Here is a 15,027-nt window from a genome sequence, read left to right as displayed (position 1 = left end):
TGAGACAAACTCAACATTTTCGTGTTCATCACAAAATTTACTCATGGAGAACCTGGTGCTCGAAATCCGTCACCTGAAGACCCTGCATGCCCTGCGCGAAGCCGATAGCCTGGTTGAAGCCGCCGAACGCCTGCATCTGACCCAGTCCGCCCTGTCCCACCAGTTCAAGGAGCTTGAAGAGCGCCTGGGCATGCCCTTGTTCGTGCGCAAGACCAAGCCGGTGCGCTTCACCAGCGCCGGCCTGCGCCTGCTGCAACTGGCCGATGCCACCCTGCCGCTGCTGCGCGGCGCCGAACGCGACATCGCCCGCCTGGCCGGTGGCACCGCCGGACGTTTGCACATGGCGATCGAATGCCACAGCTGCTTCCAGTGGCTGATGCCGACCATCGATCAGTTCCGCGACGCCTGGCCGGAAGTGGAGCTGGACCTGGCCTCGGGGTTTTCCTTCGCCCCGCTGCCCGCCCTGGCCCGGGGCGACCTGGACCTGGTGGTAACCTCCGACCCCGTGGAACTGAGCGGCATCACCTACGTACCGTTGTTTACCTACGAGGCCATGCTCGCCGTCGCCAACCAGCATGCCCTGGCGAACAAGCCGTACATCGTTCCGGAGGACTTGGTCAATGAAACCCTGATCACCTACCCGGTGGAGCGCGACCGCCTGGACATCTTCACCCGCTTCCTGGAGCCGGCGGACATCGAGCCGGCGCAAGTGCGCACCTCGGAACTGACGGTGATGATGATGCAACTGGTGGCCAGCGGCCGCGGTGTGTGTGGCATGCCCCACTGGGCCCTGCATGAATACAGTTCACGGGGTTATGTGAAAGCCAAGCGGCTGGGGGAAAAGGGCCTGTTCGCCACCCTGTACGCGGCGATTCGCGCCGACATGCTGGATGCGCCCTACATGCGCGACTTCTTGCTGACCGCCAAGGACACCTCGTTCTCGACCCTGGACGGCGTTAGCGCGGTGCGCTGATCCGCCAGGCGCGGGCTGGCCAGCGACCGGGCCCCAACGGCCTGGTTCAAGCTTCGACCGGCACTTCCCGCCACATATGGATCTTGTCGAAATAGTCCTCCCCCACGCGCACCGCATGGGGTTCCAGACCGAACTGGACGAAGCCGCAGCGCCGGTACAAGGACAGCGCCGGGTCATTGCCCGCCGTCACTGTCAGTTGCACCAGGCGCAGTCCTTCATACTCCGCCGCCTCGGCCAGCAGGTGCTGCACCAGTTGCCGGCCCAGGCCGCTGCCACGTTGCTCGGCCGTGACGTAGAGTCCGAACAGGGTCGCCTTGTGCCGGGCCTTTTCCCGCAGCTCGAAGGCCAGGCCGACGATCCCCGCCAGCCGCCCCTGGACAAAGACTCCCAGGATCAGGTCCAGCTCCCCGTCCAGACGGGCGCCCCACCAGGCCAGGGGCAGCTTCTCGCGCTCCCGGACAGTGGAGGTGAACGCCTGTGGATGGCGCTCGTAGGCCTCAAGCATCAAGGCCCGGTATTGCTCGGCATCGTCAGGCGTCAGGTGCTGGATCTGCAGGCTCATGCGGGATCGTCAGTGTGTGATATTCAGTTGGTACGGCGTTGTTCGAACATCAGGCGCACGGCCAGTCCCGCCAACACAAACCCCATGACATAACGCTGCAGCGCAAGCCACGCGGGGTTGTGGGCGAACCAGCCAGCGATGCTCGCGGCAAACACCGCGATCAGCAGGTTTACCGAAAAACTCACGCCAATCTGGGTCAGGCCGAGAATCAGGCTCTGGGAGAACACCGAACCGTGTTCGGGATGGATGAACTGCGGAAAGATCGACAGGTAGAACACCGCGATCTTGGGGTTCAGGGCACTGGTCAGAAACCCCATGCTCATCAGTTTGCGTGGCGAATCGGCCGGCAGTTGCCGGGCCTCAAAGGGCGAGCGAGCCCCCGGTTTAAGGGCCTGCCAGGCCAGCCACAGCAGGTACAGGGCACCGGCCCATTTAAGCCCTTCATAGGCCAGGGGCACCGCCATGAACACCGCCGTCAACCCCAACGCGGCCGCAAACAAGTGGACGAAGAACCCCGCCACCACGCCCAGCAACGAGGTCACTCCCGCCTTGCGCCCCTGGCAGATCGAACGGGAAATCAGGTAGATCATATTCGGCCCTGGAGTCAGCACCATCAGCAGGGAAGCGGCGGCGAAGATCAGGTAGTCGTGAAGTGGAATCATTGCAGTCCCTAGCAATCGGAAGGTTCAGAGCAGGCTCGCTTGGGCCTTGCGATAAAACGGCAGAATCAGATCACGTGTCAATGGCGCCAGGAACAATCCCCCATCACCGGCCGGATCTATCCAGCACACCTCCTCAATCTCCGCCGCCGGGGTCACCGGGCTGTCGATGCGCAGCAAAAACACCTCGGCGCGCACTTCATACCCCGGTTCGTTGGCCGCCGGTGCCGAGAACTGTTGCAGATAAAGGGCCTGCGCCGGATCGATGCGCAGACCCAGTTCTTCTTCCAGCTCGCGAGCCAGGGCGTGCACTGGTTGCTCGCCGGCTTCGATCTTGCCGCCAGGTTGCATAAAGGCTTGGGTACCGCGTTTGCGTACCAGCAGGGTGCGGCCGTCGGCACCGATCAACAGGGCCGCAGCGATGTAAATGAGGGAAGGTACAGCAGCGGTAGAAGGCGACATGGGAACCCGACCAGCATGAGAACGAAGGCGCAAGGATCCCATGGGCGGCGACACGACGTCATCTGCCAGCGGTGTTTTCCGGTGCCTGGTGGCCTGTGCTCAGGGCGCAGGCCTCCTCCCTGGGCAGTTTGACAAACACGCTGTAGCGCGCGCCCTCCATGGTTTCAAAGGCGATCAGCTTGTCCACCAGGGGCACGCTAAGCACCTTGCCGGCGTTAAGCAGCAGCATGCCGTTGTCGGCATTCAGGTTGCGCGCCAGGATCATGCCCGCTGCCAATTCACGAGTGCTCAGGACCTTGACCGATGGATCACCCAGGGTCACATCGCTGAGGTACACCGAGCACACCTGGATAAACCCTTCCACCAGTTCGGGGTCGTACAGCCGCCCGGCGTACTTGCGCAAAAATACCAAGGCCTCGTCGCTGTTCATGTGCCGTTCGAGTACCAACCCGCATTGCAACTCGATGAAATCCACCGCCAGCTTGAGCAGCCGCGACCCCAGGGGAATTGCCTCGCCCTTGAGGTGGTCGGGAAAACCGCTGCCGTCCCAGTGTTCCTGGTGATGGCGGATCAGGCGTGCAGCATCCTGCACCGGTTCCAGGGTCATCAGCAGCGATTCGCTTTGTGCCGGATAGGCCCGATAACGCTCACGCTCAGCGTGATGCAGTAAGTCCGCCGGAGTGATCATCATGCTGTCACTCCAACTCAGCTTGCCGATGTTGTGCAGCGCCGCGGCCATGCCCAGGTCACGCTGGGTCGCCGCGTCGATGCCCTGGATCTTGCAGTAGGCGCGTACCAGCTCGATGATTCGGCGGTTGGTCTGTTTGTCCGGCGGCAGACGCTGATTGACCAGCAGCGAGAACAGCTCGGCGCCAGTGGCGTAACTGTGTTTGAGCTCCTCGTATGCCAGGTCGAGCATATCGGCGGTTTGCTGCAACTCGGCGGTGCGTGCCGCGACGCGTTTTTCCAGTTCCACATTGAGGACCTTGAGCTCGCTGTTCTGCTGTTGCGCCAGAACCTCCAGACGCTGGCGCTCACGCTCGGAATGCTGATGCTCCAGGGCCTGACGCAAGGTCAGTAGCAACTCCCGATCGTCCCAGGGTTTGCTCAGGTATCGGTAGATCTCGCCTTCATTGATGGCCTTGGCGAGCAACTGCAAGTCCGGGTTGCCGGTCAACAGAATGCGCGTCGTGGCCGGGTAGTGCTGGTGAATGCGCGCCAGCAGGGTCGGACCATCCATTTGCGGCAGGTGGGCGGCGCTGACCACCAGATTGATGTCCTCGCAGGCCATGATGCGCAGAGCCTCAGCGGCGTCGCGAGCAAAATACAGGGTGTAGGGATGGGGACTGAGCAACTGGCGCAGACGCTGCAGGATCGTGTCCTGAGCATCCACCAGCAATACTCCGGGTCGGCGTGTGACTGTGGCAACGTTTAGCTCACCCATAAGGCACCTCGGGTCAACGTCGGTGCACGCATCCCTTATTGTGTGCAGGTAACTTATCCCTGTTGCCTGACTCAAGCTTAGAAGAGTTTCCCGCTGCGATGATGGCTTTTTAATGCCATTGATCTGTTGGAGAAACGCCAGCAAACGCTGGCGATGGCGCCAACAACTTCAGTTGGCAGCGGCTTTAGCGCTGGAACTGAAGGAGGCGAAACGCTTGTTGAAGCCTGCAATACGGCCTTCGGACTGAGTCTTGCGTTGCTGGCCGGTGTACACCGGGTGCGAGGCGCTGGAAACGTCCAGGGCTACATAGGGATAGGTCTTGCCGTCGCGGTATGGATGGGTGCGGTCAGTCTCGACAGTGGAGCCGATCAGAAAATAAACGTCAGCGGCGGTGTCGTGAAACAGCACGGTGCGGTATTCGGGATGGATATGGGGCTTCATGGGAACCTCCAGCGGTTCGGCTCAAAGTAATTGTTATACAGTAACAATAAACCTCAGCTAAAACGAGAAGCTTTCGCAATAAAGAGCTTCGACAATCGTCTAACCTCGCCCTCGCCGCGCCGTTTCAGGCTTGCCCGCACGCCCCCGGCGCGCCAGTATGCTGGGTTGCAACGCTCTGACACCGCCCTGAATTCCTATAAGCACTACCACCGTGGCCCGCCCGGCGCTGCGGTGTATGACCCGTTATTCAGGCAGCAGATGCCTGATAGACCTGATAAGTCCGAACCAAGGAAACCGTATGAGCCTGTCACTTCTGAGCCGCTACGCCTTCTTTGCTGCCTGCGTGATATTCACCCTCGCCAGCCTGCCCTTTCTCGAACACGACTGGCTCTGGCCATTCACCCTGGTCACCGGCCTGCTGAGCCTGCTGGGGATCTTCGACCTGCTGCAAAGCCCCCACGCGGTGCGGCGCAACTACCCGATCCTGGGCAACATCCGCTACCTGGTGGAAGGCATTCGCCCAGAGATCCGCCAGTACCTGCTGGAGTCCGACAGCGACGCCCTGCCCTTTTCCCGCGCCCAGCGCTCGCTGGTGTATTCCCGGGCCAAGAATCAAAGCGCCGACAAGCCCTTCGGCACCCTGATCGACGTGTATCAATCGGGCTTCGAGTTCATCGGCCACTCCATGCGCCCGGCGCCCCTGAGCGACCCCAGCAGCTTTCGCGTGACTGTCGGCGGCCCGCAATGCACCCAGCCCTATTCGGCCTCGGTATTCAACATCTCGGCCATGAGCTTCGGCTCCCTGAGTGCCAACGCCATCCGTGCCCTGAACCAGGGTGCCAAGCTCGGCAACTTCGCCCACGACACCGGTGAAGGCAGCATCAGCCCCTACCACCGCGAACACGGTGGCGACCTGACCTGGGAACTGGGCAGCGGCTACTTTGGCTGTCGCACCGCCGAGGGCCGTTTCGACCCCGAGCGCTTCGCCGCCCAGGCGCAGAACCCACAAGTGCGGATGATCGAAATCAAGATGAGCCAGGGCGCCAAGCCCGGCCACGGCGGCATCCTGCCCAAGCACAAGGTGACCCAGGAAATCGCCGACACCCGCGGCATTCCCATGGGCCAGGACTGCGTCTCGCCATCGAGCCACAGCGCCTTTTCCACCCCAATCGAAATGATGCATTTCATCCAGCAACTGCGTGAGCTGTCCGGCGGCAAGCCGGTGGGCTTCAAGTTCTGCCTGGGTCACCCGTGGGAGTTCATGGGCATTGCCAAGGCCATGCTGGAAACCGGCATCCTCCCGGACTTCATCGTGGTCGACGGCAAGGAAGGCGGCACCGGCGCAGCCCCCGTGGAGTTCACCGACCACATCGGCGCACCGATGCGCGAGGGCCTGCTGTTCGTCCACAACACCCTGGTGGGCCTGAACCTGCGGGACAAGATCAAGCTCGGCGCCAGCGGCAAGATCGTCAGCGCCTTCGACATCGCCAGCGTGCTGGCCATTGGCGCCGACTGGGCCAACTCCGCCCGCGGCTTCATGTTCGCCATCGGCTGCATCCAGTCGCAAAGCTGCCACACCAACAAGTGCCCGACCGGCGTGGCCACCCAGGACAACCTGCGCCAACGCGCGCTGGTGGTGCCGGACAAGGCCCAGCGGGTCTACAGTTTCCACCGCAACACCCTCAAGGCCCTGGCGGAAATGCTCGCCGCCGCCGGCCTGCAACACCCCTCGCAATTGGAAGCCAAGCATCTGGTACGGCGCATGTCGGCCACCGAAATCAAACTGTTCTCCCAGTTGCATGTGTTTCTCAAACCCGGTGAATTGCTCACCGGCGAGGTCAATGGCGAGTTCTACTCGCGCATGTGGCAACTGGCCCGGGCCGACAGCTTCGAACCCAACACCCAAGCCGCAGCTTAAACCCGCCGCTCCAGCGTTCCCCTACCGCCGGGGGAGCCTGAGCGACTCACCGGAAGACGCAAATGCTCAAGGTTATCGCTGAAGACTTCATCCTCCCTGAACACCTGGAAACCGTGCGCCCGTGGTACGCCGAGCTGGTGGAAAAGACCCGCCAAGAGCCACTGTGCATCGCCTACGATCTGTTCGTCGATCAGAAAGACCCCGGGCACTTCATCTTCGTCGAACAGTGGCCTGACCGCGCCGCCCTCGACGCCCACTGCCGCAGCGAGCACTTCACCCGCCTGGTGCCACAGATCAACGCCTTCCAGGCCCGCGAGTGCCGCGTGTTGTTGATGGACGCGTTCTAGCAGCTGCTCCCCCCTCCCGCCACGGATGCCCCCCTTACCAGGGACATCCACGCCCGCCATGATGCATAAACGCATAATTAACTTGCATTGACGCATACGCCATCTAAGGTTGCTTGCAGACCCGATCAGCGCACGTCATCGAGGCTGGCAACGCGCCGCGTCACGTATCCGGGTCCGCTTACAGGCTTGATCGAAACACGCGACCACGACATGCCGTTGGAAGCGGGCTTTCACTCATGGAGGATGAACATGCTCAGTACCACCTTGACCCACTCCGGCACCCCGCAAGCACTCCCACGGTGCATCGCCAGTGCCCTGATCGACCCGGCGCTCAGTGATGTCGACCCTTACGTCGAAGCCGCGCCTCTGGCCGGCGCCCGACTGAACTTCAGTATCCAGCCACAGACCCAGAGCAATTGGTGCTGGGCGGCGTTGTCCGCTTCGGTCGGCAACTACTACGGCACCGGTTCCTGGACCCAATGCGCTGTGGCCAATGCTGGACTGGGGCGCAACACTTGCTGCAGCCAGCCTGGGCCCTGCAACGTCTACGGCTACCTGGACTCGGCGCTCAGGACCACCCGCAGCTATGGCGGCATGCGTGAAAGCCGCATGCAAATGCCCGCCATCGAGAACCAGATCGGCATGGGCCGTCCCATCGGCTTACGTTGCGCCTGGTACGGTGGCGGCGCGCACTTTTTGACGATCTACGGCACTGACGGCGGCTACCTGCTGGTGGCCGATTCAATCTTCGGGTATTCGACCCGGGCCCTGAACAGTTTCCCCAGTTCCTACAACGGCGGCGGCACCTGGACCCACACCTACTTCACACGCAAAAACTAGGAGGCGTCATGCAACTGACTTATCCCAAGGCGCCAGCCAACGGCGTCCAACAACTGCGCCCGGCATTGCAGGCCGCCCTGCAAACCCGGGGCTTTGGCATCAACCGCTTGTTTGCCAATGCGCGCGCCAACACCCTGAGCCTGTCCGAGGCGTTTCGCGGCTATGCCCTGAGCCTGGAGGACTTGGCCAGTGGCAAGGGGCTGGACCAAGCCTGCGCAGGTGACTGGCACTACCTGGTGTTCGCGGCGGGCATGTCGATTGCCGACGCGCAACTACGCGAGGTCGCCGGCATGGTCGAATTCAGCGCGCTGAACCACGGCGCTCTGGCCGCGTCCACGGTCAGCGCCCTGAACCTCGCGGAGCAACACCCTCGACTGCAGGGAAAAGCCTATGAACTGCGCTTGCTGTTTGTCCCGGCACTACAGGTGACGGCGATCTGGCTGCACGGAATCAATGAAGCGTTGTTGATTCCCCTGCAGCCGACGCCCAAAAGCCTCGCCACCCACCAGTTGTACAGCGAAGCGGCGCTGCTCGGCCTGCTGGCCCCGGCGGCCCGGCACACCAAAGCGGCCTTTGATGCCGATACCAGCGGCACCCTGAGCGGCTGAGTCGGGCTAAAAAAAATCCGGCGGCCCTTTCAGGACGCCGGATGTGTGCTGCCAGACCCACCACCCACGATGCTTACACCAGAAGCATCGGCAGGTCCGCCATTACGATGCCGGACGCGTCGCACCTTGCTGGACATTGGTCGGTTGCAGCTTGAACACATAGAACAGTGCCGTCAGCAGCACCAGGAACGCCGGGCCGATATACAGCGCTACACGGGTATCGGGGAAGTAGGCCATCAGCGCCACCACCAGTACCAGGAACGCCAGCGCCAGGTAGGAGCTGATCGGGTACAGCCACATGCGGTATTTCAGCCCCGCACGCTCGGCCGGGGTCAGGCCCTTACGGAACTTGAGCTGAGCCAGAAGGATCATCACCCAGGTCCAGATCGCCCCAAAGGTGGCGATGGAAGTGACCCAGACAAACACCTTCTCAGGCACCAGGTAGTTCATCAGCACGCCCAGCAGCAAGGCGAAGATCGACAGCAACAGCGCGCGACGGGGCACACCGTTGCTCGAGGTCTTGGCGAAGCCGGCCGGGGCCTGACCGTTCTGCGCCAGGCTGTAGAGCATGCGCCCGGTGCTGAAGATGCCACCGTTGCAGGAGGACAGCGCGGCGGTGATCACCACAAAGTTGATGATGCCAGCGGCGGTCTTGATCCCCAGACGCTCGAAGGTCATCACGAAGGGGCTGCCCTGAGTGCCGATCTCGTTCCACGGGTAGATCGACAAGATCACGAACAACGCGCCCACGTAGAACAGCAGAATGCGCCAGAACACCGAGCCGATGGCGTTGGGAATGGTCTTCTGCGGGTTGCGCGCTTCACCGGCGGTCAGGCCGATCATCTCTACGCCCAGGTAGGCGAACATCACCATCTGCAAGGACATCAGCACGCCGGTCATGCCGTTGGGCATGAAGCCGCCGTGGGTCCACAGGTTGGAAATCCCCAGGGCCACGCCGTCATTGCCGAAACCGAAGGCGATGATGCCGACGCCACCGATCACCATGGCGATAATGGTGACGATCTTGATCAGGGCGAACCAGAACTCGAACTCACCGAAAGCCTTGACCGCGATCAGGTTGATCGAACCCATGCTCACCAGGGCCGCCAGGGCCCAGATCCAGCGTGGCACATCGGGGAACCAGATCCCCATGTACACCGCCACCGCGGTGATTTCCGCGACGCAGGTCACCAGCCACAGGAACCAATAGTTCCAACCGGTGAGAAACCCAGCCAACGGGCCTAGGTAGTCTTGCGCGTAACGGCTGAAGGAGCCGGCGACAGGATTGTGCACCGCCATCTCACCGAGGGCGCGCATGATCACCAGGATCGCCAGGCCGCCGATGATGTAGGACAGCATGATGGCCGGACCGGCCATTTCAATCGCCTTGGCCGAGCCGAGGAACAGGCCGACACCGATACAGGCGCCCAGCGCCATCAAGCGAATATGCCGTTCGCCGAGTTCGCGTTTCAGTGGGCCGCCCTGAGCGGTCTCGCCGTGGGGCAGTTGGTTGCCAACTGGCATAGAGATACAACCTCATTTTGTTATTGGATATGAACCACCGAGTAGGCGAAGCGGCGACGGATAACCGACGCTTGCGCAACCGTGCCGGCCTTGTGGGACGACGCGCCTGTAGGACAAAACCTGCCAGGTCAGCGGGGCGTGCAGTATAAAAAGCTCAAGACAGGGCTTTTCACTCTATAAACAGCTAAATTCAGAGAGAAATCTCGGCACAAAGCGCTTTCACGGAGAAGCATTACCTACTTTTTGCCCCAAGACCTCATTCCGAAAGGGCCGGGAGTATTGCACAGCCCTGGTGCATCGTCATGCCCCTACCTAGGGCGTATTTACCTTGGTAAAGGCTCTATTACCGCACTCTCCCGCCGGTCGTGGGGAACGTGCCTCCTCCGGCCCCGGCCACCGCGCCCCCCCACTGAACGCCCCGCCGACGACACGCCGTCACGCCCCATTCAGCGAAGCAGCACGAGCAGGCGAACTGGCCGGCGACCGCCATTGACAATTTTTTCATCTGTGGCCACCACCGACTAAGCTTCAGGCAAGTCCGATCAATCTAGGTCAATGGATCAATCGACTATGGGCGCTTCGTGGCAAACCGATTCGCGTAAAAACGCAGTGCCCGGCCACAGCGAGGAGCAAGCACCGTCACCAAAACCTCGCAAACCCCGGCGCAGGGGCTGGCGTTTGTTCTGGCTGCTGTTGCTGATTGCCTTGATCGTCCTGGGATTTGCCGCCGCCCGGGAAATACACACCTCGGCCCTCCAGGCCCGTGAATTCAGCCGACTGGCCAGTGATCTGAGCTACACCCTGCATGCCGGCCCCAGTAATGCCGTGTTCTACCCCGGCGCAGGCCCATTCGATCGGCGCCTGGGTTACAGCAACCTGGGGGAGTTCCTGCCGCGCCTGGTCAAGCGCGGCTACCTGATCGAGGCCCAGACGCGGTTCTCGCCCGCATTGATGGACTACAGCAAGAACGGCTTTTTCGTGCCCTACAGCGAAAAAATCCAAGCGGGCCTGTCGATCACCGACTGCCGCGCCGCGCCCCTGTATCAGTTCAATTACCCGCAACAGCTGTACACCCGTTTCGCCCGCATTCCGCCCCTGGTGGTGCACAGCTTGCTGTTCATCGAAAACCGCGACCTGCTGGACCCGAAAACGCCCCAGGCCAACCCGGCGGTAGACTGGCCGCGTTTTGCCAAGGCAGCCTGGTCGCAGTTGGCCAAGCTCCTGCACCTGCCCGGACAGACCGCTGGCGGCAGCACCCTGGCCACCCAGTTGGAAAAATACCGCCACTCGCCCGACGGCCTGACAGTGTCTGGCGGCGAGAAGATCCGTCAGATGATTTCCGCCAGCGTGCGGGCCTACCAGAATGGCCCGGAGACTTTGCAAGCCCGGCAGCGGATTGTGCGTGACTACCTCAACAGCGTGCCGCTGTCGGCGGTTCCCGGCCACGGTGAAGTGCACGGTATGGCCGAAGGCCTGCGGGTTTGGTTCGGCGCCGACTTCGATCAGGTCAATCAGGCCTTGAGCGACACCGCCACCGATGCGAACAGCCTGGCTCTGCGCGGACTGGCCCTGCGCCAGATGCTGTCGCTGATGATCGCCCAGCGCCGTCCGTCCTATTACCTGGCCCGAGGTCGCGCGGCGCTGGCCGATCTGACCGACAGCCACATCCGCCTGCTGGCTCAGGAGGGCGTCATTGACCCCGCACTCAGCGCTGCCGCCCTGGCCAGACAAGTGACCTACCGTGACTGGCAGCAACAACCGACGATCCAGCCGATCGAAACCAACAAAGGCATCAGCGTGGCCCGCAACCGCCTGGCGAGCCTGCTCAATCGATCGCTGTATGACCTGGATCGCCTCGACCTGTCCGCCACCAGCACCCTGCAGAGCGACCTGCAACAGCAGAGCACCGCGTACCTCAAACAACTCGCCGACCCGGTGTTCGCCGCCCAGATCGGCGTGCTCGGCGACCGCCTGCTGACCGCCAGCAGCACCCGTCAGGTGCGCTACAGCTTCACCCTGCTCGAACTCACCCCCGACGGCTCACGGGTGCGGGTGCAAACCGACAGTACCGACCAGCCCTTCGATATCAACGAAGGCAGCAAACTCGAATTGGGCTCCACCGCCAAGCTGCGGGTGCTGACCACCTACCTGCAGATCATCGCCGAGCTGCACGAGCAGTACGCCGGACAAACGCCGGCGCAACTTAAAAAAGTCACGGTGAACGATCAAGACCGCCTGAGCCTCTGGGCCCTTGACTACTTGATGCAAAACAGCGACCGCAACCTCTCGACAATGCTCGAAGCAGCCCTGGAGCGCACTTATTCCGCCAGCCCCGGCGAAGCCTTTTTCACCGGCGGCGGCGTGCACCGCTTCCATAACTTTCGCAACGCGGACAACGGTCGCAACCCAAGCCTGCGCGACGCCCTGCGTGAGTCCATCAACTTGCCGTTCATTCGCCTGATGCGCGATCTGGTGCGCTACAGCACCTACGGTGGCGACAGCAGTAGCGCCCAATTGCTCAAAAACGACGAGGACCCGCGACGTCAGGAATACCTGGCACGCTTCGCCGACCGAGAAGGCATCTCGTTCCTACTGCGCTTCTGGAAAAAGTACCGCCACAAAGACACCCAATCGCGCCTGGAAACCTTCCTCGACAGCATGCACCCCACCGCGATCCGCCTCGCCGCCGTGCATCGCTACCTGCTACCCAGCGCCAGCCAGGAGAGCTTCAAAAGCTTTGTCCGAGCTCATTTGGAGGGCACCAAGGCCGGCGCCAAGCTCAGCGATGAACGCCTCGACAAGCTCTATGCCAGCTACGGCCCGGGGGCCTACAACCTGCCGGATCAGGGTTACATCGCCAAGGTCCACCCGCTGGACCTGTGGCTGCTGGGTTACTTGATGAACAACCCCGACGCGACCTTCAGCCAGATCGTCAAAGCCAGCGAATTCGAGCGCCAAGAAGTCTACAGCTGGCTGTTCAAGAGCCGTCATCGCAGCGCCCGGGACAGCCGTATCCGCACCATGCTGGAGATCGAAGCCTTTCTCGATATTCATCAACGCTGGCAAAGCGTCGGTTATCCGTTCGACCACCTGGTGCCGTCCCTGGCCACCGCCATCGGCAGTTCCGGCGACCGTCCAGCAGCCCTGGCCGAACTGGTGGGCACCATCCTCAACGACGGCGTACGCCTGCCCACCTTGCGCATCGACAGCGTGCGGTTTGCGACGGGCACGCCCTATGAAACCCACTTGCGCAATGACCCCGGCAAAGCCAAGCGGGTGATGCCTTCGGAGGTCGCCACGGCGCTGCGCGGCGCCTTGTCCCAGGTGGTGGATGCCGGCACTGCGAGACGGGTGTCCGGGAGTTTTCAACTGGCGGACGGCACGCCGCTGGCCATGGGCGGAAAAACCGGCACCGGCGATAACCGCATCGAGGCCGTTGGCGCCGGCGGCCGGGTGCTGAGCTCAAAATCCATCAACCGCACGGCGACCTTTGTGTTCTACATCGGCGATCACCATTTCGGCACGCTCACCGCCTATGTCCCCGGGGCTTCGGCCCAAGCCTTCAAATTCACCTCGGCCCTGCCGGTGCAAGTGCTCAAGGGCATGGCACCGATTCTCATGCCCTACCTGCAACCGGGCAACGGCACCCAGTGCCTGGGCCACCTCACGCAACGCTGACGGCTCATCGCTCAGCGCAACTGATGGCCCGAAGCGGCGCGACCTCGGGCCACCTCTGCTCTGCGACCAACGGCTGCTTTATACGGCGTAGAAACACTTACGCAGTCTTAAGATATATCTTAAGTTATGTCTTACTCAGCGAGGAGAAAGAGAAAATGAACGAACATCATCAACGGCCCCATCGTGAACAGGCTGACGGCCAGGAGGCTTTTGAGCGGCGGCCCAATCGTGAACGCGGCGGCCGAGGCCCCCGCGTATTTGCCCCTGGCGACCTGAAACTGCTGCTGTTGGCGCTGATCGCCGAGCAGCCCTGCCACGGTTATGACTTAATCCGCCAGATCGAGGGCATGTTCGACGGCGCCTACAGTCCAAGCCCCGGAGTGATCTACCCGACCCTGACCTTTCTGGAAGAGAGCGAAATGATCGAAGGTGACGCCCAAGGCGGAAAAAAACGCTACCGCGTGACCGAGGCCGGGCGTCGTTCCCTGGAGCAGCAGGCCACCGCCCTGGATGGCGTGCGCATGCGCATCGAGGTCAGCAAGCGCTCGCTGCGCGGCCACGATCGACCGGAACAAATCCATGAAGCGGTGCATAACCTGCGCCACGCCCTGCAAATGCACCACGGCCGCTGGAGCCCGGAAGAAATCCTTCGGGTACGCGACCTGCTGAACAACACCGCCAAGGCCATTGTCGATGGTCCGGTCCACCCCGCTGCCCAGGAGCCATCCGAATGACTGCAACCTCCGAACTCTCGATTCACCGGGTCAGCCACGAGATCAAGCGCCGACGCCTGGACGTCTTGCGCGTTGTCGACCTGACCCCGCGCATGCGTCGTATCACCCTCGGTGGACCCGAGCTGGCCGGTTTCATCAGCCTGGGCAGCGACGACCATGTGAAGCTGCTGTTCCCACAGAACGCCGAGCAACAAGCCGCCCTGGAAACCTTGGTGCTGGGCTCCGGCAAGGACGACGTTGCGATGCCCGCCATGCGTGACTACACCCCACGCCGCTACGACTCGGAACAGGGCGAACTGGACATCGACTTCGTTATCCACGGCGAGGGGCCGGCGTCGACCTGGGCCGAACAGGCCAAACCCGGCCAGCACCTGCACATTGGCGGGCCACGGGGCTCGATGATCGTGCCGGACATCTTCGACAGCTACCTGCTGATCGGCGATGAAACCGCCCTGCCGGCCATTGCCCGACGCCTGGAAGAACTGCCGGCCGGACGCCGGGTGCTGGCGGTCATCGAAGTGCACAACGCGGCAGAGCGTCAGGCACTGCACAGCGCCGCCGAAGTCGAGGTGATCTGGGTCGAGCGCGAGACAGGCCAGCAAGACTTGGTCCGTTGCGTGCGCGAGCTGCAGGTGCCCGCAGGCAAGCTGTATGCCTGGGTGGCCACCGAAAGCAAGCTGTCGCGGCAGATTCGTCGGGTGCTGCTGGATGAGCACCGGCTCGACGAAGGGTTGGTCAAGGCTGCCGGCTACTGGCGCCTGGACAGCAGCGAAGAGGCCTAAACCCTCGCGATGTGAGCGGGCTTGCCAGCGAAGGCGATCTGCAAGGCCCTTCGCT

The 15,027-nt window shown here is 62.3% G+C and carries 14 protein-coding genes; 8 read left to right on the top strand and 6 right to left on the bottom strand.

From position 1 onward, the window contains the following. Positions 1–55 precede the first annotated feature (55 nt). A complete protein-coding gene (metR, locus tag PLD_RS06945) occupies positions 56–973 on the top strand; it encodes a transcriptional regulator MetR (RefSeq protein ID WP_159891121.1) in 918 nt (305 codons plus the stop codon). A 46-nt stretch (positions 974–1,019) separates the two neighbouring features. Here metR and PLD_RS06940 read toward each other — a convergent pair whose 3' ends face one another. The 5 genes from PLD_RS06940 to PLD_RS06920 form a co-directional block, all read right to left on the bottom strand. Then, entirely contained in the window at positions 1,020–1,529 is a 510-nt protein-coding gene (locus tag PLD_RS06940) for a GNAT family N-acetyltransferase (protein WP_159893426.1), read from the bottom strand. 29 nt (positions 1,530–1,558) lie between these two features. Beyond that, positions 1,559–2,197: a LysE family translocator gene (locus tag PLD_RS06935; RefSeq protein WP_159891119.1), complete on the bottom strand. Its 639-nt coding sequence runs from the start codon at positions 2,195–2,197 to the stop codon at positions 1,559–1,561. A 24-nt stretch (positions 2,198–2,221) separates the two neighbouring features. After that, entirely contained in the window at positions 2,222–2,656 is a 435-nt protein-coding gene (locus PLD_RS06930) for an NUDIX domain-containing protein (protein ID WP_159891117.1), read from the bottom strand. 58 nt (positions 2,657–2,714) lie between these two features. Next, positions 2,715–4,100 (bottom strand): HD domain-containing phosphohydrolase, encoded by a 1,386-nt coding sequence (locus PLD_RS06925; RefSeq protein ID WP_159891115.1) that lies wholly within the window; start codon positions 4,098–4,100, stop codon positions 2,715–2,717. Positions 4,101–4,268: 168 nt separating this feature from the next. After that, positions 4,269–4,541: a type B 50S ribosomal protein L31 gene (locus PLD_RS06920; protein WP_159891113.1), complete on the bottom strand. Its 273-nt coding sequence runs from the start codon at positions 4,539–4,541 to the stop codon at positions 4,269–4,271. A gap of 298 nt (positions 4,542–4,839) precedes the next feature. On the opposite strand from PLD_RS06920, the gene PLD_RS06915 reads away from it, so the two are divergent. The 4 genes from PLD_RS06915 to PLD_RS06900 all read left to right on the top strand — a co-directional run bounded on the left by PLD_RS06915 (position 4,840) and on the right by PLD_RS06900 (position 8,254). Next, positions 4,840–6,459, top strand: coding sequence for an FMN-binding glutamate synthase family protein (locus PLD_RS06915; protein ID WP_159891111.1), 1,620 nt, complete (start codon positions 4,840–4,842; stop codon positions 6,457–6,459). 62 nt (positions 6,460–6,521) lie between these two features. Then, positions 6,522–6,806: a putative quinol monooxygenase gene (locus tag PLD_RS06910; RefSeq protein ID WP_159891109.1), complete on the top strand. Its 285-nt coding sequence runs from the start codon at positions 6,522–6,524 to the stop codon at positions 6,804–6,806. Between the two features lie 249 nt (positions 6,807–7,055). Then, positions 7,056–7,646: a papain-like cysteine protease family protein gene (locus PLD_RS06905; protein ID WP_159891107.1), complete on the top strand. Its 591-nt coding sequence runs from the start codon at positions 7,056–7,058 to the stop codon at positions 7,644–7,646. 8 nt (positions 7,647–7,654) lie between these two features. Continuing rightward, positions 7,655–8,254 carry a hypothetical protein gene (locus tag PLD_RS06900; RefSeq protein WP_159891105.1) on the top strand — a complete coding sequence of 200 codons (600 nt, stop codon included), beginning with the start codon at positions 7,655–7,657 and terminating at the stop codon, positions 8,252–8,254. 102 nt (positions 8,255–8,356) lie between these two features. On the opposite strand, the gene PLD_RS06895 is transcribed toward PLD_RS06900, so the two are convergent. After that, positions 8,357–9,778 (bottom strand): amino acid permease, encoded by a 1,422-nt coding sequence (locus PLD_RS06895; RefSeq protein WP_159891103.1) that lies wholly within the window; start codon positions 9,776–9,778, stop codon positions 8,357–8,359. 570 nt (positions 9,779–10,348) lie between these two features. Here PLD_RS06895 and PLD_RS06890 point away from each other — a divergent pair. From PLD_RS06890 to PLD_RS06880, 3 genes are all read left to right on the top strand, one after another. Beyond that, positions 10,349–13,456, top strand: a complete 3,108-nt coding sequence (locus tag PLD_RS06890) for a transglycosylase domain-containing protein (protein ID WP_159891101.1) — start codon at positions 10,349–10,351, stop codon at positions 13,454–13,456. Positions 13,457–13,611: 155 nt separating this feature from the next. Further along, positions 13,612–14,190, top strand: a complete 579-nt coding sequence (locus tag PLD_RS06885) for a PadR family transcriptional regulator (protein ID WP_159891099.1) — start codon at positions 13,612–13,614, stop codon at positions 14,188–14,190. Next, the gene (locus PLD_RS06880; RefSeq protein ID WP_159891097.1) at positions 14,187–14,972 is read left to right on the top strand and encodes a siderophore-interacting protein; all 786 of its coding nucleotides are present in this window, start codon (positions 14,187–14,189) and stop codon (positions 14,970–14,972) included. The genes PLD_RS06885 and PLD_RS06880 overlap by 4 nt, the downstream gene beginning before the upstream one ends. The last annotated feature ends 55 nt before the right edge of the window (positions 14,973–15,027 follow it).

The sequence above is a fragment of the Pseudomonas sp. LD120 genome (assembly GCF_009861525.1).
GTDB lineage: Bacteria > Pseudomonadota > Gammaproteobacteria > Pseudomonadales > Pseudomonadaceae > Aquipseudomonas.
The sequence above is the reverse complement of the archived record's forward strand: the minus strand, read 5'-3'. Positions and strand labels throughout refer to the sequence as shown.

Coding starts and splice junctions, on each gene's coding strand:
- PLD_RS06880 (WP_159891097.1), top strand. CDS start 14,187: ATGACTGCAACCTCCGAACTCTCGATTCACCGGGTCAGCCACGAGATC.
- PLD_RS06885 (WP_159891099.1), top strand. CDS start 13,612: ATGAACGAACATCATCAACGGCCCCATCGTGAACAGGCTGACGGCCAG.
- PLD_RS06895 (WP_159891103.1), bottom strand. CDS start 9,778: ATGCCAGTTGGCAACCAACTGCCCCACGGCGAGACCGCTCAGGGCGGC.
- PLD_RS06900 (WP_159891105.1), top strand. CDS start 7,655: ATGCAACTGACTTATCCCAAGGCGCCAGCCAACGGCGTCCAACAACTG.
- PLD_RS06925 (WP_159891115.1), bottom strand. CDS start 4,100: ATGGGTGAGCTAAACGTTGCCACAGTCACACGCCGACCCGGAGTATTG.
- PLD_RS06915 (WP_159891111.1), top strand. CDS start 4,840: ATGAGCCTGTCACTTCTGAGCCGCTACGCCTTCTTTGCTGCCTGCGTG.
- PLD_RS06935 (WP_159891119.1), bottom strand. CDS start 2,197: ATGATTCCACTTCACGACTACCTGATCTTCGCCGCCGCTTCCCTGCTG.
- PLD_RS06920 (WP_159891113.1), bottom strand. CDS start 4,541: ATGAAGCCCCATATCCATCCCGAATACCGCACCGTGCTGTTTCACGAC.
- PLD_RS06910 (WP_159891109.1), top strand. CDS start 6,522: ATGCTCAAGGTTATCGCTGAAGACTTCATCCTCCCTGAACACCTGGAA.
- PLD_RS06930 (WP_159891117.1), bottom strand. CDS start 2,656: ATGTCGCCTTCTACCGCTGCTGTACCTTCCCTCATTTACATCGCTGCG.
- PLD_RS06905 (WP_159891107.1), top strand. CDS start 7,056: ATGCTCAGTACCACCTTGACCCACTCCGGCACCCCGCAAGCACTCCCA.
- PLD_RS06890 (WP_159891101.1), top strand. CDS start 10,349: ATGGGCGCTTCGTGGCAAACCGATTCGCGTAAAAACGCAGTGCCCGGC.